At 63.5% G+C, this 19,728-nt stretch carries 18 protein-coding genes; 13 read left to right on the top strand and 5 right to left on the bottom strand.

Annotated elements, in window-relative coordinates; all coding sequences use genetic code 11:
• Positions 1-18 precede the first annotated feature (18 nt).
• From LAC81_RS10865 to LAC81_RS10840, 6 genes are all read left to right on the top strand, one after another.
• Complete coding sequence (locus LAC81_RS10865; protein WP_223724787.1) at positions 19-1,422, top strand: DUF1214 domain-containing protein; 1,404 nt, start codon at positions 19-21, stop codon at positions 1,420-1,422.
• Between the two features lie 51 nt (positions 1,423-1,473).
• Positions 1,474-2,940 (top strand): DUF1254 domain-containing protein, encoded by a 1,467-nt coding sequence (locus LAC81_RS10860; protein ID WP_223724786.1) that lies wholly within the window; start codon positions 1,474-1,476, stop codon positions 2,938-2,940.
• Between the two features lie 183 nt (positions 2,941-3,123).
• Positions 3,124-3,819, top strand: coding sequence for an SOS response-associated peptidase (locus LAC81_RS10855; protein ID WP_223724785.1), 696 nt, complete (start codon positions 3,124-3,126; stop codon positions 3,817-3,819).
• 578 nt (positions 3,820-4,397) lie between these two features.
• A complete protein-coding gene (locus LAC81_RS10850) occupies positions 4,398-4,667 on the top strand; it encodes a hypothetical protein (RefSeq protein ID WP_223724784.1) in 270 nt (89 codons plus the stop codon).
• A gap of 121 nt (positions 4,668-4,788) precedes the next feature.
• A complete protein-coding gene (locus tag LAC81_RS10845) occupies positions 4,789-5,397 on the top strand; it encodes a histidine phosphatase family protein (RefSeq protein ID WP_223724783.1) in 609 nt (202 codons plus the stop codon).
• 208 nt (positions 5,398-5,605) lie between these two features.
• A complete protein-coding gene (locus tag LAC81_RS10840) occupies positions 5,606-7,273 on the top strand; it encodes a Na/Pi cotransporter family protein (RefSeq protein WP_223724782.1) in 1,668 nt (555 codons plus the stop codon).
• A 29-nt stretch (positions 7,274-7,302) separates the two neighbouring features.
• Here the strand turns inward: LAC81_RS10840 and LAC81_RS10835 are convergent, their stop codons facing one another.
• Complete coding sequence (locus LAC81_RS10835) at positions 7,303-8,226, bottom strand: bifunctional helix-turn-helix transcriptional regulator/GNAT family N-acetyltransferase (RefSeq protein ID WP_223724781.1); 924 nt, start codon at positions 8,224-8,226, stop codon at positions 7,303-7,305.
• A 92-nt stretch (positions 8,227-8,318) separates the two neighbouring features.
• On the bottom strand, positions 8,319-8,807 hold the full coding sequence (locus LAC81_RS10830) for an HIT family protein (RefSeq protein ID WP_223724780.1): 489 nt from the start codon (positions 8,805-8,807) through the stop codon (positions 8,319-8,321).
• Between the two features lie 312 nt (positions 8,808-9,119).
• Between LAC81_RS10830 and LAC81_RS10825 the strand changes: the two genes are divergently transcribed.
• On the top strand, positions 9,120-10,853 hold the full coding sequence (locus LAC81_RS10825; RefSeq protein WP_223724779.1) for an adenylate/guanylate cyclase domain-containing protein: 1,734 nt from the start codon (positions 9,120-9,122) through the stop codon (positions 10,851-10,853).
• A gap of 120 nt (positions 10,854-10,973) precedes the next feature.
• Entirely contained in the window at positions 10,974-13,283 is a 2,310-nt protein-coding gene (locus tag LAC81_RS10820) for a rhodanese-like domain-containing protein (RefSeq protein ID WP_223724778.1), read from the top strand.
• A gap of 277 nt (positions 13,284-13,560) precedes the next feature.
• On the opposite strand, the gene LAC81_RS10815 is transcribed toward LAC81_RS10820, so the two are convergent.
• A complete protein-coding gene (locus LAC81_RS10815; RefSeq protein ID WP_223724777.1) occupies positions 13,561-14,082 on the bottom strand; it encodes a DUF6428 family protein in 522 nt (173 codons plus the stop codon).
• A 42-nt stretch (positions 14,083-14,124) separates the two neighbouring features.
• Between LAC81_RS10815 and LAC81_RS10810 the strand changes: the two genes are divergently transcribed.
• The 4 genes from LAC81_RS10810 to arsB are packed head-to-tail and all read left to right on the top strand — an operon-like array spanning position 14,125 to position 16,511.
• Positions 14,125-14,475 (top strand): ArsR/SmtB family transcription factor, encoded by a 351-nt coding sequence (locus LAC81_RS10810; RefSeq protein ID WP_223724776.1) that lies wholly within the window; start codon positions 14,125-14,127, stop codon positions 14,473-14,475.
• 56 nt (positions 14,476-14,531) lie between these two features.
• The gene (arsN2, locus tag LAC81_RS10805) at positions 14,532-14,921 is read left to right on the top strand and encodes an arsenic resistance N-acetyltransferase ArsN2 (RefSeq protein ID WP_235693164.1); all 390 of its coding nucleotides are present in this window, start codon (positions 14,532-14,534) and stop codon (positions 14,919-14,921) included.
• Between the two features lie 10 nt (positions 14,922-14,931).
• Positions 14,932-15,453, top strand: coding sequence for an arsenate reductase ArsC (locus LAC81_RS10800; RefSeq protein WP_223724774.1), 522 nt, complete (start codon positions 14,932-14,934; stop codon positions 15,451-15,453).
• A complete protein-coding gene (gene arsB / locus LAC81_RS10795) occupies positions 15,453-16,511 on the top strand; it encodes an ACR3 family arsenite efflux transporter (protein ID WP_223724773.1) in 1,059 nt (352 codons plus the stop codon). Before LAC81_RS10800 ends, arsB begins: the two co-directional genes overlap by 1 nt.
• A 28-nt stretch (positions 16,512-16,539) precedes the next feature.
• Here arsB and LAC81_RS10790 read toward each other — a convergent pair whose 3' ends face one another.
• Positions 16,540-16,908, bottom strand: coding sequence for a VOC family protein (locus tag LAC81_RS10790; RefSeq protein ID WP_223724772.1), 369 nt, complete (start codon positions 16,906-16,908; stop codon positions 16,540-16,542).
• 187 nt (positions 16,909-17,095) lie between these two features.
• Positions 17,096-17,986: a LysR family transcriptional regulator gene (locus tag LAC81_RS10785; RefSeq protein WP_223724771.1), complete on the bottom strand. Its 891-nt coding sequence runs from the start codon at positions 17,984-17,986 to the stop codon at positions 17,096-17,098.
• Between the two features lie 294 nt (positions 17,987-18,280).
• On the opposite strand from LAC81_RS10785, the gene LAC81_RS10780 reads away from it, so the two are divergent.
• Positions 18,281-19,720 carry an MFS transporter gene (locus tag LAC81_RS10780; RefSeq protein ID WP_223724770.1) on the top strand — a complete coding sequence of 480 codons (1,440 nt, stop codon included), beginning with the start codon at positions 18,281-18,283 and terminating at the stop codon, positions 19,718-19,720.
• Positions 19,721-19,728: the final 8 nt, after the last annotated feature.

Here is a 19,728-nt window from a genome sequence, read left to right as displayed (position 1 = left end):
TCGAAAGTGAGGATCCACATGCTTCGGGTTGCCTTTACAGCGCTTGCGCTCCTTGCCGGGACGGTCAGCGTATCGGCACAGGACCTCTTACCTGAAGACCTCCAGCGCCGCGCCATCGAACGCCGGGCGACGGACGCCGTTATCTGGGGTATGCCGGCGGTCAACGCCGACCTGATGCTGCAGGAGATGCTTTCGAAGACCAAGGCCAAGACCAACGAGATCGTCTACTGGTCGCGCCCGGTGAACTGGAAGAACCAGACGCTGACGCCCAATCCGGATTCGATCTATCTGATGTCGTTCTGGAACGTGAAGGACGGACCCATCATCATCGAGATCCCGCCGGCCGAAGGCGGATCGATCGCCGGCAATATCGTCAACGCCTGGCAGATGCCGCTGGAGGACGCCGGGCCGGAAGGGGCGGACAAGGGCAAGGGCGGCAAGTACCTGATCCTGCCGCCGGACTATATGGGCGAGGTGCCGGAAGGTTTCATCCCGCTCCGCTCGGACACCTTCACCGGCTTTGCGCTATTGCGCTCCAATCTCAAGAGCCATGCCGACGCCGATATCGAAAAGTCGGTCGCCTATGGCAAGACGGTCAAGATCTACCGGATGTCCGAGGCTTCCAAGCCGCCGGCGACGACCTTTACCGACGCCTATGACGTGCTGTTCGACAGCACCATCCGCTTTGACGCAAGCTTCTTTGAAAACCTCGACCGCGTCGTGCAGACCGAGCCATGGCTCAACCGTGACCGGATCATGATCGATCATTTGAAGTCGCTTGGGATCGAGAAGGGCAAACCCTACAAGCCAAGCGCTGAGACGAAGGGGCTGCTCGACGCCGCGGCGGCCGAAGCCAAGGCCGAGCTTTCCGCGCGCTATGACGCCGGCTTCCCTGTGATCAACGAGGGCATTCGCTGGTTTCCGGCCGGCCTGCCGGACATGGTCGCCGCCGCATCGGACGCCTATACGGACCAGAACAGCTATCCGGTCGATGCCCGCGGCGTGACCTACACGCTCGGCTTCACCGGCATCAAACACATCGGCACGGCGCAATTCTATCTGATGACCAACAGGGACAAGGACGGCAACGCTTTCGATGGCGCCGCCAGCTACAAGCTCGTGGTGCCGAAGGATGCTCCGGTCAAGCAATATTGGTCGGTGACGGCCTATGATCGCGAAACACATGCGCTGATCCGCAACATGGCGAAGGCCAGCGTCGCCTCGATCGGAAAGGGCGTAGAGAAGAACGCCGATGGCTCGGTGGATGTCTATTTCGGCGCCAAGGCGCCTGACGGCAAGGAGGCGAACTGGGTGCCGGTCGATCCCGCCCGCAAGTTCGAACTGCTCTTCCGGCTCTACGGACCGGAAAAGCCGCTGTTCGAGAAGACGTGGAAGCTGCCGGACGTCGAGAAGATGCCATGAAGGTGGCAGTGACGACCATGCCGATATCCAATGAACGCAATGGAGGCCATCGTGGCGCATTCTAAAGCCAAGACCATGTTCATCCTCGCCGCCTTGGCATCCGTCAGCCTGATCCAGGGCGCGCCTGCATGGGCGAACGGGACATCCGGCTACACCTTCGAGCAGGGGTTCCCGACGGCCGAGACAAGCGCCAGGGCCTATGACGACGCGGACCTGCAGCGTGCGATCACCGCCTATCGCTTCTGGTACCCGACGGTTTCCGTCGAGGGTATCTTCAACGGCAACCGCGCCGTCGGCATCAACGACAACGAGGCGATGGGTGTTGCGGCCGCCGGTCCGCGCCAGGTGGGCTTCACCCTGAATTCAGACACGCCCTATGGCTCGGCGACGATCGACGTTTCCAAGGGGCCAATGGTGATCGAGCTGCGCGAGGGAGCCTATATCGGCCTCGTCAACGATCACAACCAGGGCTGGGTGCAGGACATGGGCATTCCCGGCCCGGACGCCGGCAAGGGCGGCAAACACCTGATCGTCGGCCCGGACTACAAGGGCGCCATTCCCGAGGGTTATCTGGTCGGCCATACGCCCACCTACAAGAACGTGGCCGCGGTGCGGGCGCTGCCTGTCGGCGGCGATCAGCAGAAAGCGCTCGAGGCGTTGAAGGCGATCAAGATCTATCCGCTGGCGGAGGCTGCCGATCCGAAGCCGATCAAGGTTGTCGACACCACCGAAATGGCGATGGACAGCACCTCGCTCAAGTGGGAGGACAACATCCAGTTCTGGCAGAAGCTGAATGAGATCATCCAGCAGGAGCCGATCGTCGAGAAGTACCTGCCGATGTACGGCCTCCTCTCAGCTCTCGGTATCGAGAAGGGCAAGGACTTCAACCCGGATGAGCGGATGACGGCGATCCTCGAAAAAGCCGCGCGCGAGGGCCGCGACCAATTGCTCGTGTCCGCCTTCGACAGCAGCCGCCCGGATCGGTTCGCCTGGTCAGACCGCAAGTGGGAATGGGCGGGGCTGGTGCCCGACAGCGCCCAGTTCGAGACGAAGGCGGGGGTCGATATGGAAGCCCGCGACCGCTGGTTCGCCCAGGCAATCGTGACTTCCCCGGCGATGTTCCGGCGCACCGCCGGTGCCGGCTCGCTCTATTGGCTCGGCGCGCGCGACGGCACCGGCGCCTATCTCGACGGCGGCAAGACCTACAGGCTTTCGATCCCGCAGCCGGTTCCCGGCAAGCTCTTCTGGTCAGTCACCGTCTATGACGCCCAGACCCGCTCGGAGGTGCAGACCGACCAGGACAAGGCGGCGCTGCGCTCGCTGTTCGAGCTGAAGGACGTGAAGGGGACCGAGCCGGTCGATCTCTATTTCGGCCCAGAAGCGCCAAAGGGCAGTGACAACCGCTTCATCAAGACCGTGCCCGGCCGCGGCTGGTTTGCCTATATCCGCATCTACGGCCCCGAAGGCCCGGCCTTTGACGGCAGCTGGAAGCCGGCGGATTTCGAAGAGGTGAAGTGACGCCGCCGGCCGGTCGCCGAACCGGCTTGGCGGCCTGGATCGTTTTTCTGGCAATGGCCGCCCTGTGGTTTTGTGGGCGGCCTAAATTGCCTTCGCAAGGCCAGCGCTTGCCCACGGGCATCGAACTGCTGCATCCTCATACTCCTGAATGCGAGCCTGGAAACTCTGCGGAGAGCAGCCACCATGTGCGGACGCGTCTATCTGAAGACCAATCTCGAGGGACTATTGCGCGCCTTTGGTTTCGCGACACGCGGCAGCGTCGAAGCGATCGCCAACCAGTTTCCGCGCTATAACGGTGCGCCGACGCTGATCTATCCGATCATCATCCGCGACGTGATCCGCGATCCCGATCTCTTCGGCCCGGTCTTCGTTTCGGCGCGCTGGGGGCTGATCCCGAGCTGGACGAAGGACCCGAAGGCGGGGCGGCCGCTCGTCAATGTGCGCTCCGACACGATCGCCAGCAAGTTCCGATCGAGCTATCAGCGCCGGCGCTGCCTGGTGCCGATCGACGGCTTCTTCGAGTGGAAGGACATTCACGGCACCGGCAAGGACAAGCAGCCCTACGCGATCGCCATGAAGACGGGCGAGCCCTTCTGCCTTGCCGGCATCTGGGAGAGCTGGCGCAACCCCGATACCGACGAGGACATCCGCACCTTTGCGATCGTCACCACCGATGCCAACGCCATGATGGCCGACATCCACGACCGGATGCCGGTGATCCTCAACCCCGACGATTATGAGCGCTGGCTTTCGCCCGAGCCGGAAGCGCCCGATCTGATGAAGCCGTTTCCGCCTGAGCTGATGACCATGTGGAAGATCGGGAGCAAGGTCGGCTCGCCGAAGAACGATACGCCTGATATTTTGGATCCGGTGGATTAGGCGAACGACCCGTTAGCCGCGTTGCTCGTTGCAAACAAGACAAATACAACCAAAAACTGCGCTCGCGATTCGCAAGCCGGGCGCGAGCATTTCGTCCGCTTTCACAATCGCTGAGTTATGATGATCGACATATTGAGCGCAGTCTGGGGAGAACTCTATTGGAACACCGCTGATTGGCTGCCATGGCTGGCAATACAAATGCTAATTCCTGCTTTTCTAGCGGTCATTGGCCGATGGAGGTTCGGCATCCGTTGGCCGTATGTATTCCTAACTGCTTATGCTCTTTCGCTGGCGTTGAACGTATCGCGCCTCCCGGCAAGCCCGATCTCTCAAGCCCAAGTCGCCGAATGGAATGAGGGGGCTTCCCCGCGAGTATGACGGAGTAACAATGCGGTCGGTCACGTTCGCTCATAGAATCCTGACTTTCCATGCCTCTTCTCAGCACCCCATCGACGCTGATGTCGTGAAGGAGAGCGGACTGGTGGGGGAGCAATGCGGAACATTCGGAGCGTTTCTGGCCACGCGCCAGATAAAGCAAATACTGTACGTCTTGTCGTGGCCTGAAGGTAACTACAGCCATGCAATCGAAGCGCGAGATTGCCAAGGTCAGCAACTACCCTGTCGCGAACCACACTCGGCGCGTCTTTATCGAAGCAGGAGCAAGGGAAGTCGATCGGATGCGTTACGCGATGTGCTCCCGACACGATGAACCGGAGCACAATCCGCTTCCGGATGTGACCTACTATGTGCTGTGTGTGATCGAGCAGCCCAAATCTGCGGCGGCGGTTGCCATCGAAGTGGCCTTCGGTCAACGCGATCAGGTGGAGTATTGGGACCTGTCGCGCTGAAGATGACGGCAATCGCTACGGTGAGACCCTGGCCTTGGCGCGTTGCGGCGGCAAGGCATCTGCGAACATCGGTTCGAACGTCAGCAACCGATAGCCACAAATTTTGAAGGAAGGCCAGCTCTTGATCTATCTTCTGCGCCACGGCGAAACCGTCTGGAACACGCTCGGCCGCTTCCAGGGGCAACAGGATTCGCCGCTGACGACGCGTGGCGTCGAGCAGGCGGATTTCGTCGCCAATCTCCTTCGTGCGGAAATCGAAGGCGAGACTCAAGCTTTCGAAATGCATGTGAGCCCGCTCGGCCGGACCCGCGAAACTGCCGAAAGGATACAGCGGGTGCTGCCGCTTGCGAGCCGCGAGTACGCGCGGTTGATGGAGGTTTCCGTCGGATGCTGGGATGGCATGACCAAGTTCGAGATCGACATGGAGTATCCGGGCCAACTCGATGGTTCCGATGTCTTCGACTGGTACTTCCGCTCGCCGGATGGGGAGAGCTTCGATGCCGCCTGCACACGGGCGAAAAGCTGGCTTGCGGATATCCGGCGGCCGACGGTCGCGATTTCCCATGGGCTGTTCGGCCGGCTGCTGCGCGGCGTCTATGCCGGCCTCTCCAGGCGGGAAATGCTGGAGCTGCCGGTGCCGCAGGATGGGTTCTATCGGCTTTGCGGCGGGGCGTTCAGCCTCGTCACCGGCGCGTCGATCAGCCGGAAACTGGCACCCGCATCCGAGTGAAGGGGCCGGCGCGGTATCTTCGCGCCGGTTCCCGGGTATTCCTTCGGCTCCGGCGTGAGCGCCGCGCCCTGCTGTCGCAGGGCGCATGAATCTGGGCCGTGCCCGGGAATACGCGGCGTTACGGTTACGTACTTCCTCCGCGCGATTTCCGGCTGCATTGTGGGTTCCATGGCCAAAGCCATGTTCGCTTCGCAGGCGAGGTGCGCGCATGTCGACAGCAATTGCCATTCTCGGCGGCGTCGGGCTGTTCCTGCTCGGCATGACCGTCATGACCGACGGCCTGAAGGCGCTGGCGGGATCGGCGCTGCGCACCGTGCTCGGCAAGGCGGCGGCGACGCCACTTTCAGGCGCGCTCTGGGGCGCGGTGGTAACACTGCTGGTGCAATCGTCGAGCGCCGTGACGATGACGACGATCGGGCTTGTCAGCGCCGGCCTGCTGACCTTTCCGCAGGGGCTCGGCCTCGTCTTCGGCGCCAATGTCGGCACGACCGGAACGGGCTGGCTGGTGGCGCTGATCGGGGTTCGGGTTTCGCTGTCGAGCTATGCGCTACCGTTGATCTTCCTCGGTGCGCTGATGAGGCTGCTCGGCGGCGGGAGGATTGCGGCGGCCGGCGGCGCGCTCGCCGGTTTCGCGCTTGTGCTCTATGGATTGACGACGCTGCAGCAGGGCATGGGCGGCCTTGCCGAAAGCCTCAACCCCTCCGATTTGCCCGCCGTGCTCGGCATGCCCGATGTCGGCTGGGCGGCAGGCTCGGTCGGCCTGCTGACGCTGATCGTCGTCGGCCTTGCGATGACTGCGGTCATGCAATCTTCGACGGCTGCCATCGCCGTCACCATTTCGGCCTTCTATGCCGGTGCCGTCGGGCTGGAGCAGGGGGCCGCGCTGATCATCGGCCAGAACATCGGCACCGCGACGAGCTCGGCGCTGGCTGCCATTGGTGCCAGCACGACGGCCAAGCGCCTGGCGCTTGCCTATGTGCTCTTCAAGCTGATTGCGGCACTGATCGCGATCGCCGCCTTCCCGTTTACCGTAGCGCTGATGAAAACATTCTCGGCTTCCGTCGACGGCATGACGCTGCTTGCCGCCTATCACACGGCCTATAACGTCGTGGGCGTTGCCGTGCTGCTGCCGGCAACGCGATGGTTCACGCGGGCGGTCGAGTGGCTGCTGCCTTCCCGGCAGACGGCGCTCGAGCGCGCGCTCGATCCGAGCACTCTGGCAAACCCCGTGGTTGCGGTCGAGACCGCCCGGCGGGTCGTCGCCGCCGTTCTGAAGACGGTGGCCGGCGACGTCTCCGCGGCGGTTTCCGGGGGCGGGCGCTTGACGCCCGAGAGCGCGCAGGCTGCCGCCGTAGCGCTCGAAAAGATCAGGGACTTTCTCTCGGAGCTAACGGAGCCGCCGGAGACGGAGGCCGAGCGTCACCGCCTGACGAGCACGCTGCACGCACTCGACCACGCTTCCCGCCTGGTGGAAACCCTGGCAGATCATGGGGCTGCGGCCGAGCCGAATGGCACGTCGGCGGACCGGAACGTGGCCGAACTTTGCTTCAATGCCATGCGGGCGGCGGAGGTGATCGGCGGCTCGATCACAGCGGAATCGGCGCTGAGCGACCGGGCAGCCCCGATCGCCTGGACCGTTTCGTCCGATATCGCCGCCGCACTCGCCGAGGCGCAGCGTGCGGCGACGGCGCTCGACGCGCTGCAGCGGGAGCACCGCGCCATGACGCTCGCCTCCGTTGCCCCGGGAAATCTCACCGCCGCCGATGCCTTTACCGAGATCGACGCCGTGCGCCGGCTCGAGCGGATGGCGCACCACGCCTGGCGCTCGGCAGCGCATCTGCTCGGGCGCGGCGAGGGCGGTGATCTGGCGGCATAAAAGCGGCCTGCTTCCGGCCTGCGCCTGCCTCACAGATCCCGTGCAAACGTCTGGCCGGTGAGGTCCTTGCCGAAGCTGTAATGCTGTTCTTCCTCGACCAGCGCGAAACCGGCCTTCTCGTAGATGTGGCGGGCGGCGTCGAGGCCGGCATTGGTCCAGAGTATCATGCGTGTATAGCCCAGAAGCCGGGCGTGGCGCATACATTCCTCGACCAGGCGGCGGCCGATGCCGAGGCCGCGGGCGCTCGGCTCGACATAGAGCAGCCGGAGCTTTGCCGTTGTTTCGTCATGCCGGACGAGAAACACCGAGCCGACGACCTTGCCGTCCTTTTCGGCGATCCAGCACCGGTCCGATGCCGGGTCGTATTCGCGCATGTATTTGACCACGATCTCGGCGACCAGCGCCTCGAACTCGGTGGTCCAGCCGTATTCCTCGGCATAGAGCGCACCCTGGCGGTGGATCACCCAGCCCATGTCGCCCGGCTGCGGATCACGCAGGACAAAGCCCGGTGTCCGCTCGTCGGCAAGCAGGCTCTCGATCTCTACCATCGCGCCGACCAATTGCCGCTGTTCCGGCACGGAAAGCTTTTCCAGCATGGCGATCACTTCGCGCTGCGACGCATCCTCCAGGGGCTGAAGCGTTTCGCGCCCCGCTTCCGTCAGTTCAAGCTGGACAACCCGGCCATCGGCCGGCGAGCGGGTCTTGGCGACCAGCCCTTTCTTCTCGAAGCCGGCGATGACGCGGCTGAGATAGCCGGCGTCAAGCCCGAGTTCACGGCAGAGATCTGTCGCCGTCAACGCCGGCCGGTGCGCCAGTTCATAGAGAATACGGACCTCCGTCAGCGAGAAGGCGCTGGCAAGCAGGTGCTCGTGAAGCAGGCCGATCTGGCGGGTATAGAAGCGGTTGAAGCGCCGCACCGTCAGGGCGAGGTCGTCGATTTGCTGCGGAGGCATGGTGACGCCTTTATGAATTTGCCTTTGGCACATAAATAGTTGCCATAGGCAAATAATGTCAAGCGCGGGCTGACGAAATTCGAGGTCGTGATTCAAGTTTGCGCCGGCGGACGCATGACGTGCCGCAACAATTCCACGGTTTCAGGCACCGTTGGCCCTTCGGCGAGAGGCGGATCCGGCCGCTCGCAGAATTCGCGCCAGACAAACAGCGTCAGTTCGGCGCCATCCGTCGATGCTTCCCGGGTGTCGGCGAAATTCTGAAGCAAGCGATATCGGGAATCCCCCCAGAATAACGCCTCGACCCAATGATAGATGGGGATCACGTGAAAATGGATTGGATAGCCGCGCATGTGGCCATACCGGCCTATGTAGACGCGGTGAGCATGAAGTTTCTTCAGTGCGGTTTGGGCGGTTGCCAGCAACGGACCGAGTTCGCTTAGCGCGCTCGCCGGCAAGTCAGACAGGTCATTGGTGTCTGTCTTCGAACTGATCATGAGGTAGCCGGGCAAGGCCGAGTCGATACGGTGGTTCACGAGCCATCCGTCTGTTTCCGTAATGTGCAGGTGCCGCGGTATCTCCAATGCCGTACTCCCATGTCGTGCTTGCACGACCCCAGATCAGGTGAGGCTCACTGAGGGGCCCCGCACGACAAGAGATTAGGCACTTTCGCACTGGCTACAACGAAAGATTGCGGTGCTCGCTTGGTGCCAGCTTGCCATGGCCAAGGTGCGCTTGCGATCGGGCCTTCGATGCGCTGCGGAGCCGTGCCGATAGAGGGGCAGAACTCGCTAATTTAGATAGGCGAATGTCCGACCGTGCGATAGTATTGCACCGGGAACCTCCTTGGTCCGGAAGTCCGGAACGGGCCGCTTTTCAACGTTTTTGGCAAGCCCATGGAGCAAAGACTCGCCGCAGTGCTGGCGGCCGATATGGCCGGCTATAGTCGGCTGATGGAGGCCGACGAAGCGGGCACGCTTGCGCGGCTTCGAACCCACCGCATCGAGCTCATCGATCCCGCGATCGCCAAGAACAAGGGCCGGCTGATCAAGACCACCGGGGACGGCCTGCTGGTGGAATTCCAGAGCGTGACCGACGCGGTCAAATGTGCCGTCGAGATCCAGCAGCGCATGAAGCGGCGGAACTCCGACGTGCCGGAGGACCGGCGGATCGAATTCCGCACCGGCATCAATCTCGGCGACATCATCTTCGAGGACGACGACATTTTCGGCGATGGCGTCAACATCGCCGCGCGGGCCGAGCAACTGGCCGAGGTCGGCGGCATCTGCGTGACCGCGGCGGTAGCAACGCAGGTGGCCGACCGGCTGGCATTGCCGATCGAAGATCTCGGAGAAAAGACGCTGAAGAACATCAGCCGGCCGGTGCGCCTCTACCGCATCGCTCTCGAGGGCCTGGACCTTCCGGCCGCGACGGGGGCGAGCGACGCGAAAAAGGGCGTCTGCAAGCCGACTATCGTCGTGCTGCCCTTCGACAACATGAGCGGCGATCCGGACCAGGAGTTTTTCGCCGACGGCCTGACCGAAGACATCATCACCGAGCTTTCGCGCCGGCACGAGCTCTTCGTCATCTCGCGCAATTCCTCCTTCGTCTACAAGAACCAGTCGGTAAACGCGCGCGAGGTGGCGGCGAGCCTCGGGGCGCAATATCTGGTCGAAGGCAGCGTGCGCAAGATCGGCGAGCGGGTGCGCGTCACCGTCCAGCTCATCGACGCGGTCAATGACGCCCATATCTGGGCCGACAAGTACGACCGGCAGCTCGACGACATCTTTGCCATTCAGGACGAGGTGACGGCGGCGATCGCCGCAACCGTGCCCGGGCGCCTGGAGGCCGCGCAGCGCGACCAGCTCTCGCGCACCAAGCCGGCAAACATGGCGGCTTACGAATGTGCGCTGGCCGCCAAGGTGCTGCACCATCGCAGCACCGTTGCCGACAACGCCCAGGCGCAATCGCTGATCGACCGAGCCGTTTCGCTCGACCCCGGCTATGCCCATGCGCACGCCTGGCGGGCCTGCATTCTCGGCCAGGCCTGGGTCTATGGCTGGTGCGAAGACAAGGAGGCGACGTGGCTCGAGGTCAATGCCGAGCTCGAGCAGGCGCTTTCACTCGACGACAACGATGCCGACGTGCACCGCATCCTTGCCGCCGTCAACGTCAACAACAATGCGCTGACCACGGCGCGCTATCACCAGGAGCGGGCGCTCTTTCTCAACCCCAATTACGATCTGGTGGTGGTGCAGCAGGGCGAGCTTCTGACTTGGCTCGGCCGGCCGGAGGAGGGGGTGGAGTGGATCCGCAAGGCCATGCGCCTCAATCCGCACCACCCGGAACGCTTCTGGAGCCACCTCGGCAAGGCCTATTTCGCCGCCCGTCAATATGGCGAGGCGATCGAGGCCTTCATGCACCTTTCGAGCATGGACGAAACCCAACACGCCTTCATCGCCGCCTGCTACGGCTGGCTCGGCGATGCGATCGCCGCAGGCGCGCATATGGAGAAGGTGCGGGCGCTGGCGCCGGAGTTCGAGATAAAGAGGTTTCTGGGCACGCTGCATTATGCGCAGGAAAGCGATGCGCAGCATCTGCGCGAGGGGCTCACCAGGGCGGGGGCGTGAGAGCCGGTCTGCGTCCTTCCTGCTCGATCGATGAAGCCCGGCTTCTGAAGTCAGAGCGCCGAGTTTCCGCCCGGGGACAAGGCATGAGCGAGGCCTTCTGCACCTTCGGGAGAGGTGGTCATGGAAGCAGTTCGCGCAGAACGACGGCTGGTGGCAATTCTTGCCGTGGACATCGTTGGTTACTCGCGACTGATGGAGGCGGACGAGGCCCGGACGCTCGCGGCCATCAAGGCGTGGCGTTGCGAAATCTTCGATCCTCTCAGGGAAGACTATCACGGACGCATCGTCAAACTCATGGGCGACGGTGCGATCGTTGAGTTCGGCTCCGTCGTCGACGCCGTCGCCTGTGCCGTCGCGTCACAGAATGAGGTTGCCGCTCGCCAAACGGAGGCTCGGCCGGAGCATCGGCTTCTGCTGCGCATGGGCATCAATCTCGGCGATGTCGTCGTCGACGGGGATGATCTGCTCGGCGATGGCGTCAACGTCGCGGCCCGCCTCGAGCAGATGTGCGAGCCTGGAGGATTGTTCATATCCGGCACTGCCTTCGACCACCTGCAGGGCAAGTTCGAATTGCCGCTGGAATTCATCGGCGAGCACCACGTGAAGAACATCCAGCGGCCCGTCCGCGTCTACCGGGTGCGGTTTGAGGGAGGGACCCTGCCTAGGCGCTTCAACCTGAAGAGCCTTTACGGCTGGAGAGTTGCGGCCGCCTTGGTCCTCCTGATGCTCATAGCCGCTTCGGCGACGTGGCTGGCGCAGAGGCGCGAAAGCGCCGACGCCGCCTCGGTTGCAGGGACGGCCCTGGCGCTGCCGCAAACGCCGTCGATCGCGGTCCTGCCCTTCGAAAATCTCAGCTCCGATGCGGGGCAGACCTATTTCGTCGACGGGATGACCGACGACCTGATCACCGAACTTTCAAAGCTGTCGGGCATCTTCGTGATCGCGCGCAACTCGACCTTTGCCTACAAGGGCAAGCCCACGAAGGCGCAGCAGGTGGCCGAGGAACTGGGGGTGCACTACATCCTCGAGGGCAGCGTGCGTCGCGAGGGGAGCCATGTCCGGGTCAATGCCCAGTTGATCGACGCGATCGACGGGCACCACCTCTGGGCCGAGCGCTACGATGGCGAAATGAGCGGCGTGTTCGGCCTGCAGGACAAGGTGATCGGACAGATCGTCTCGACGCTGTCCGTGAAGCTGACGAGTGCCGAGAAAAGCGTGGCTGCGGTGCCGGAAACGACCAACCCGCAGGCCTACGATACCTTGTTGCGCGGCTGGGAGCACCTGCGCCGGGACAGCGAAGCTGAAACGGTCGCAGCTTCCGCATTCTTCCAGAAGGCGATCATTCTCGATCCGGACTATAGCCGCGCCTACGCGTCGCTGGCGGCGGCAAACTGGCGGGCGAGCATTCTGTCCTGGGATTTTTCCCGCAGGGAAGCCGCGTCCAGGAACCTTGCCAGGAACCTGGCGAAGGCGATGGAGCGGCCGACGCCGCTTGCCTATGCCGTCTCGGCGCAGGTGCTTGCGCAGCAGGGGCGTTATGACGAAGCCTTCGCGGCCATCGACCGGGCGATGAAGCTGGCGCCGAATGATCCCGACAACCATGTCGGCATGGCGCGGATCCTCAACGCGACGGGACGCGCGCCGGAGGCGGAACAGGAGGCGCGCCTGGCAATGCGGTTCGATCCCCATCCGGCCCGGGCAACGCTGCGCATGCTCGCGGTCTCGCTGTTTTCTCAAGGCAAATACGACGAGGCCGCCGACGCCTTCGAGCGGGTGATCGGAAAAAGGTCCGACCTCTTGGGGGACTATGCAACGCTGATATCGGCCTACGGACAGCTCGGCCGCACGGGCGACATTCAGGGGCTGACCGACCAGTACAACAAACTGGCGGCGTCCTCTTTGGGAGATCCGCTCACCGTCCAGGAAAGCGCCTATGACTGGTATGGCAGCGCGTTCAGCTACCACAGGCCCTACATCGCGCTGCTGCAGGAGGGGCTCCGCAAGGCCGGATTACCTGAAGGCGCCGGCACGGACCTTGCCTTCGACGACTATGCCAAGCTCATGACGATGGCGAAGGGTGAACTGAGCGTCGAGCGAACGATCAAGGTCGACGTGGCGGAAGTAAAGGCACTGCTTGCGCGCGGCGTGACCTTCATCGATGTGCGGGCGCCGCTCACCTATGACAATGGCCATCTCCCCAAGGCCGTCAACCTGTCGCTCCTGACCGGATTGTCGAAGGAAAGCCTCGCCAAGGTGGCGGGGAAGGCGGACGAGGTCGCCTTCTATTGTCAGGGCCGAAACTGCACCCATGCCGCCTATGCGTCGGCCAAGGCGATCGCCTGGGGCTACACGCATGTCTACTATTTTGCCGGCGGATTTCTGGAGTGGGACGACGAGGGCTATCCGCTTGTGATCGAGGTCCGGAAGTAGCAAGCGACCGATCCTTAAGCCACCTCGACCGCCGATACGCCCAATCAGCCGACGACCGCACCGGCTCAAGCTCGTGGTCGTGCCCGCCGATGATGCCGGTCGAAACGAGGGCTTCGAAAAACTCCTTGCGCGCCGGCGTCGCGCCGAGGTGCCCGGCAGTTCGGCCATCTCGACGAATGTGGTGGGGGCGCCTCAGGTCTGGTGGTTGTTGCTACCGAATGTTTCGCCTGGCCGGCGGGCCCGGGTACGACCCCCCGTCCATCCGTGGCGGATCGCCTCAAGCGCAGCAAGCGCCGGGCGAAGCTTTGGGCGCGCAACATGCCGTCGGGCGGCTGGTTTCGGCAAGCCAGCGATCTCGCGGCTTGCAGCTGGCAGGCCTCGGCACCAGGTGAACGTGAATGCTGCCATCATTCACGACAGGAGCATCGGCGCAGTAGAGCTGCATCGGACGCACGCCGTCGCTGACCTCGAAGGTAAGGCGGGCCGTGGCATTAAGGCGAACGTGTTCGGAAACCTTGCGGACGATGGCCGAGAATTTTCCGGCGGAAAGGTGCGTTCGACGGGCTTCCTCAACATCCCATAGCTGCACGAAGATCTCGGACCAGGCCTCCGGATTGGCGGCACAATCGAGGGCCGAGAACTGGCCAGCCTTAACCTCTGTCACATGGTAGCCGGATTTCACCTGACGCCCATCGTAGTGAAATACGAGCGGCAAATCCCCGGCGATCCGGAGCGCGCTGAGCAAGTCGGAAAGGTTGAGGTCGTGGTCGCTGATTTTGGGCTTGTCGAGAACATTCATCTGGGTTAATCCTCATTTCAACGATTCAAGGATTATTGAAATATGGATGAGCGTCAAGCCCTCTCTGCCTTCGGAGCGCTTTCGCAGGAGACTCGCCTACAGATCGTCCGTCTGCTGGTCATCGCCGGCGCGGACGGTATGGCAGCGGGTGCTCTGGCGGAAAGGGTGGAGGTGTCGCCTTCGAACATTTCCTTTCATCTCAAGGAATTGGAGCGGGCAGGCCTGATCACGCAACAACGGGAATCCCGTTCAATCATATATCGCGCAGACTACGATGCGCTCGGCGGTCTGGTCCGTTTCCTCATGGAAGACTGCTGCGGCGGGCATCCGGAGATTTGCGCGCCTGCGGTCGCCGTGGCGCCATGTTGTGCGCCTTCAGGGGCCAAAGGATGATAGAGCTCTACTTGCACCCCATTCCCGGAAGCGACCCCGGGCTGCGGACCGCATTGATGGCGGCAAACCTTCCAGTTGATGATCTTGAAGAGGAGGGACGTCAGTTCTTTGCCTTCAATTCGCACGGCAAGGTCGTCGGATACGGCGGTATGGAACAGAGTGGCCAGCATACGTTGCTGCGTTCCCTCGTCGTCCTGCCGGAATACCAAGGGCGCGGTATCGGAAGCCGATTGCCACCTCTCATGTTCGGGCACGGCTATCGGTTCGCGATGAGATCGGTGTTTCTGCTCACGGAAACGGCGGTGCCGTTCTTCGAGCGTCTCGGCTTCAGATGCATCGAGCGTTCGGAGGCCCCGGCGGAAATTCTCAATACCCGGCAGGCGTCCTCGCTCTGCCCGTCGTCAGCAACCTTGATGAAGCTCGTTCTCCCCGAGCACTCCACCTAAAGGGACACCCATGTCTGATCGTGTTTACAACGTGCTCTTCCTTTGCACGGGCAATTCCGCGCGTTCCATTCTTGGCGAAGCCATCCTCAACAAGGAGGGAAAGGACCGTTTCCGCGCCTTTTCGGCCGGTAGCCAGCCGAAGGGGCAGGTCAATCCGCACGCCATCCTTGAACTCGACGCTCTCGGCTATCCGACGGGCGGGCTGCACTCGAAGAGTTGGGACGTGTTTTCCGGCGCTGATGCTCCACGGATGGATTTCATCTTTACGGTTTGCGACAGCGCGGCCGGCGAGGCTTGCCCGGTCTGGATCGGCCATCCGATGACCGCCCATTGGGGTATCGAGGACCCGGCCGAGGTCAAAGGAACCGAGGCCGAAATTCAACAGGCTTTTGCGAAGGCCGCAAAATTCCTGAAGAACCGGATTGCGGCTTTCATCAACCTGCCGATGGCTTCGATCGATCGCATGGCGCTGGAGCGCCAGCTTCGCGAGATCGGTGGCATGGAAGGCTCGACCGGCCGGAGTGCTTCGTGATGTCGGCCTTCGAGCGCTATCTGACCCTGTGGGTTGCCGTCTGCATCGTCGTTGGTATCGCGCTTGGCCATCTCCTGCCCGGCGTGTTTCAGGCCATCGGCGCGGCAGAGATCGCGAAGGTCAACATCCCGGTCGCGACCCTCATCTGGCTCATGATCATCCCGATGCTGGTGAAGATCGATTTCCAGTCGCTTTCAGGGGTGGGGCGCCACTGGCGCGGCATCGGCGTGACGCTCTTCATCAATTGGGCGATCAAGCCGTTTTCGATGGCGCTGCTTGGCTGGTTGTTCGTCGGCTGGCTGTTCCGTCCGCTGTTGCCTGCGGATCAGATCGACTCCTACATCGCCGGACTGATCATCCTTGCGGCTGCACCGTGTACGGCGATGGTTTTCGTGTGGTCGAACCTGACGCGCGGCGACCCGCTGTTCACCCTGTCCCAGGTGGCGCTCAACGATGCGATCATGATCGTCGGCTTCGCGCCGATCGTCGGACTTCTGCTCGGGCTCTCTGCGATTACCGTCCCATGGGCGACCTTGACCCTGTCCGTCGTGCTCTACATCGTCGTTCCTGTGATCGTCGCGCAGATGCTTCGCAAGTACCTCAAGGTAGGTGAATCGTCGTCAGGTCTCGATCGGTTCCTCGCGAAGGTTCAGCCGATATCGCTGGTCGCCCTGCTTGCGACACTGGTGCTGCTGTTCGGCTTTCAGGGCGAACAGATCATCGCACAGCCGACCATCATTGCTCTTTTGGCAGTGCCGATCCTCATACAGGTCTATTTCAACGCCGGGCTGGCCTATCTGCTCAATCGCCTGTCAGGCGAGAAGCATTGCGTGGCCGGCCCCTCGGCCCTCATCGGAGCATCGAATTTCTTCGAGCTCGCCGTTGCCGCTGCCATCAGCCTCTTTGGCTTCCAGTCGGGCGCGACGCTTGCCACCGTCGTCGGGGTGCTCATCGAGGTGCCGGTAATGCTGTCGGTCGTCTGGATCGTGAACAGGTCGAAGGGCTGGTACGAGGCGGCACCGGCAGTCGCCAAGGGGTCCCTTTCGGAAAGCGCATGAGCGCCTCAGGTGCCGCTGTCCGCGAGGCTTAGGCCTCAGCCTCGTGGCAGACGGCCTCGATATTGTGCCCGTCCGGATCGAGGACGAAGGCGGCGTAATAGTTGGCGTGGTAGCGCGGGCGCAGGCCGGGGGCGCCGTTGTCCTTGCCGCCGGCCGCAAGGGCTGCTTGGTAGAAGGCGTCGACCTGCTGCCGGGTCGCGGCCATGAAGGCGAGGTGAAGGTGCGCCGGCGTTTCTTCGGTCTGGTAGAGGCACAGCGACGACTTGCCGTCCGTGCTCATTTCCACGCCGTGGGCGCCATGATCGACCACGGAGACGCCGAGCGGTTCGAGCGCCTTCAGGTAGAAGTCGAGGCTTGCCGCATAGTCGCGGACACCGAATTTGACGTGGTCGAACATCGCGTTCTCCTGTGCGGGTTTGACTTGCGCTGGCGAGGCGGCGCTTCGCGGCCGGGATTGGGCTGATACCGCGATGGCCTGCCATAGGCAACAGCGGCGGACATGGCCCTGCAGGTCTCCGGCGCGGCGCATCGCGGATGGTGTCAGTCCACGGGGCTGGCATTTTGCTCCGGACGTAAGCGGGACCTTACGTGGTGCACACCTCCCGCACGCACGCCCTTAACCACCTGTGCGCCGGATCCGCATCCAGGCGCGGGTGCCAGAGCAGCGAGATGGTGATTTCGGGGAGCGCGACGGGGAGCGGGAAGGTGACGAGGTCTTGGCGCAGCGTTCCGGTGTAGCGTTCGGGCACGCTGGCGACGAGATCCGTGGCGCGGGCGAGCGCTAACGCCTCGGAGAAGCTGCCGACGGAGGCTGCGATCTGACGGCTGAGACCGACCGCCTGAAGGGCGGTGTCGATCGGGCCGGTGTCGTTGCCACGGCGCGAGATCTGGACGTGGCGGGCTTTAGCGTAGCGGGCGGTTGTGATTTCGCCCGATGCCAGCGGATGGCCGGGGCGGATCACCCCGACGAAACGGTCGTGGAAAAGGGCCTGGGCGCGAAGTTCCGGGCCGGTCATGTCGCCGACAACACCGGTTTCGAGGTCGACGCCGCCTTCGCGCAAGGGACTGCTGTCCCGGTCGAGCTTCTGCACGAAGCGGAGGCGCACGCCGGGGGCTTCGGCGCCGACGCGGGCAATCAGATCAGGACCGAAATTTTCGACGAAACCTTCGCGGTTCCTGAGCGTGAAGGTGCGGGTGAGCGTCTTCAGGTCGAGGTTCTCGGCGGGGCGGAGGCAGGCTTCGGCCGCTTCCACCAGTGGGCCGACGCGGCCGCGAAGTTCCAGCGCCCGTGGTGTGGGGACGAGGCCGCGGCCGGCGCGCACCAGGAGCGGATCGCCGGTAGCCTCCCGTAGCCTTGCCAGCGCCCGGCTCATGGCCGAGGGGCTGAGCTGCAGGCGCCGGGCGGCGCGGGCGACGCTGCCTTCCGAAAGCAGCACATCGAGGGTCACGAGCAGGTTGAGATCCGGTCTGGTCATCGTCCTTCATAACATGAGTTCATGTCAGATGTGGCGTTGAACGCACGAATGAAGTGCAAATGCTGCGCCTTCCGCCATGTACGGCCGGGGCCTATTTTTTCGGAGAACCGAATTGGAGGGTTTTCCGATGATCCCATACCTGCTTACGCATGCGGCACCATCCCCGATTTCCCGGTCTGACCGGAAGCAATTGCCGCATATCTTGATTCATGACGGCGCTATATCTCTTTGTTTTAACGCCATTTCTTGCGCCAGGAACGGGCGTCGCGAAGCCTCGCGCGCGGGAGGTGGCCGATGAGCGTCACGAAGACTGCCATCGCTCCCGCCGCCGCACCGGTTCGCTGGGTGCTCGCCAGCCTGTCGCTATCGATGCTGCTCTCTTCGCTTGGCACCAGCAGCGCCAATGTGGCGCTTCCGGCGCTGGCGGATGCCTTCGGCGCGTCGTTTCAGGCGGTGCAATGGGTGGTGCTCGCCTATCTGCTTGCCATCACCACGCTGATCGTAAGCGTCGGGCGGCTCGGCGATATCGTCGGCCGGCGGCGGCTGCTTCTTGCCGGCATCGCGCTCTTTACCGCAGCCTCGGTCCTTTGCGGCCTGACGCCGAGCCTTGCGCTGCTGATCGCGGCACGGGCGGTGCAGGGGATCGGCGCGGCGATCATGATGGCGCTGACCATGGCCTTTGTCGGCGAGGCCGTGGCGAAGGAGAAGACCGGCAGCGCCATGGGCCTGCTCGGCACCATGTCGGCCATCGGCACCGCGCTCGGGCCATCGCTCGGCGGCGCGCTGATTGCCGGCCCCGGCTGGCGGACGATCTTCCTCGTCAACGTGCCGCTGGGGCTCCTGGCGCTCGTGCTTGCCCATCGGTATCTGCCCGCAGACCGAAGCCTCAAGGGCAGGGAGCGCCCGCGCTTCGATCTGGCCGGCACGCTGCTGCTTGCGCTTTCGCTCGGCGCCTATGCGCTGGCGATGACGGCGGGGCGCGGCAGCTTCGGCGTTCTGAATGTCGCGCTGCTCCTGGCGGCTGCCATCGGCCTTGGGCTGTTCCTGCTGGTCGAGACGAAGGTAGGCTCGCCACTCATCCGGCTGGCGATGTTTCGTGAGCCGACGCTGAGCCTGGGGATTTCGACCAATGCGCTGGTCTCGACCGTGATGATGGCGACGCTGGTGGTCGGGCCGTTTTATCTGTCGCGCGGGCTGGGGCTCGATGCGGCGATGGTCGGGCTCGTCATGTCGGTCGGTCCCGTCATCTCGGCCTTCGGCGGCGTGGTCGCCGGTCGCATCGTCGATCGCCTGGGTGCACGCTCCGTGGTCTCGGTCGGTCTGGTGGCGATGGTCGCGGGCTGCGTTGCGCTCGCCGTTCTGCCCGGTCTGGCCGGTGTTGCCGGCTATATCGCGGCGATCGCGCTGCTGACGCCCGGCTATCAGCTGTTCCAGGCGGCCAACAACACGGCCGTCATGGCTGAGGTGGCGGCGGACCGGCGCGGTGTCGTCTCCGGCCTGCTCAACCTCTCGCGCAATCTCGGCCTCGTTACCGGCGCGTCGGTCATGGGGGCGGTCTTCGCCGCGGCGGTTGCGGCAAGCGATATCGCCAAGGCCGCGCCGGAGGCGGTGGCCTGGGGCATGCAGGTGACCTTCGCTGTCGCAGGGCTGCTGACGGCGATCGCGCTTTTGATCGCGGCCGGGAGCAGGGCGCTCGGCAAGCGCGCCTTGCGCCGCGGGGAAGCGTCGGCCTAGCGGGCGGG

This window comes from Ensifer adhaerens (genome assembly GCF_020035535.1).
In the GTDB taxonomy this organism is placed as follows: domain Bacteria; phylum Pseudomonadota; class Alphaproteobacteria; order Rhizobiales; family Rhizobiaceae; genus Ensifer.
This window is presented reverse-complemented; position numbering and strand designations above follow the sequence as displayed.

Coding starts and splice junctions, on each gene's coding strand:
- LAC81_RS10865 (WP_223724787.1), top strand. CDS start 19: ATGCTTCGGGTTGCCTTTACAGCGCTTGCGCTCCTTGCCGGGACGGTC.
- LAC81_RS10855 (WP_223724785.1), top strand. CDS start 3,124: ATGTGCGGACGCGTCTATCTGAAGACCAATCTCGAGGGACTATTGCGC.
- LAC81_RS10850 (WP_223724784.1), top strand. CDS start 4,398: ATGCAATCGAAGCGCGAGATTGCCAAGGTCAGCAACTACCCTGTCGCG.
- LAC81_RS10840 (WP_223724782.1), top strand. CDS start 5,606: ATGTCGACAGCAATTGCCATTCTCGGCGGCGTCGGGCTGTTCCTGCTC.
- LAC81_RS10835 (WP_223724781.1), bottom strand. CDS start 8,226: ATGCCTCCGCAGCAAATCGACGACCTCGCCCTGACGGTGCGGCGCTTC.
- LAC81_RS10825 (WP_223724779.1), top strand. CDS start 9,120: ATGGAGCAAAGACTCGCCGCAGTGCTGGCGGCCGATATGGCCGGCTAT.
- LAC81_RS10820 (WP_223724778.1), top strand. CDS start 10,974: ATGGAAGCAGTTCGCGCAGAACGACGGCTGGTGGCAATTCTTGCCGTG.
- LAC81_RS10815 (WP_223724777.1), bottom strand. CDS start 14,082: ATGAATGTTCTCGACAAGCCCAAAATCAGCGACCACGACCTCAACCTT.
- LAC81_RS10810 (WP_223724776.1), top strand. CDS start 14,125: ATGGATGAGCGTCAAGCCCTCTCTGCCTTCGGAGCGCTTTCGCAGGAG.
- arsN2 (WP_235693164.1), top strand. CDS start 14,532: ATGGCGGCAAACCTTCCAGTTGATGATCTTGAAGAGGAGGGACGTCAG.
- LAC81_RS10800 (WP_223724774.1), top strand. CDS start 14,932: ATGTCTGATCGTGTTTACAACGTGCTCTTCCTTTGCACGGGCAATTCC.
- arsB (WP_223724773.1), top strand. CDS start 15,453: ATGTCGGCCTTCGAGCGCTATCTGACCCTGTGGGTTGCCGTCTGCATC.
- LAC81_RS10790 (WP_223724772.1), bottom strand. CDS start 16,908: ATGTTCGACCACGTCAAATTCGGTGTCCGCGACTATGCGGCAAGCCTC.
- LAC81_RS10785 (WP_223724771.1), bottom strand. CDS start 17,986: ATGACCAGACCGGATCTCAACCTGCTCGTGACCCTCGATGTGCTGCTT.
- LAC81_RS10780 (WP_223724770.1), top strand. CDS start 18,281: ATGAGCGTCACGAAGACTGCCATCGCTCCCGCCGCCGCACCGGTTCGC.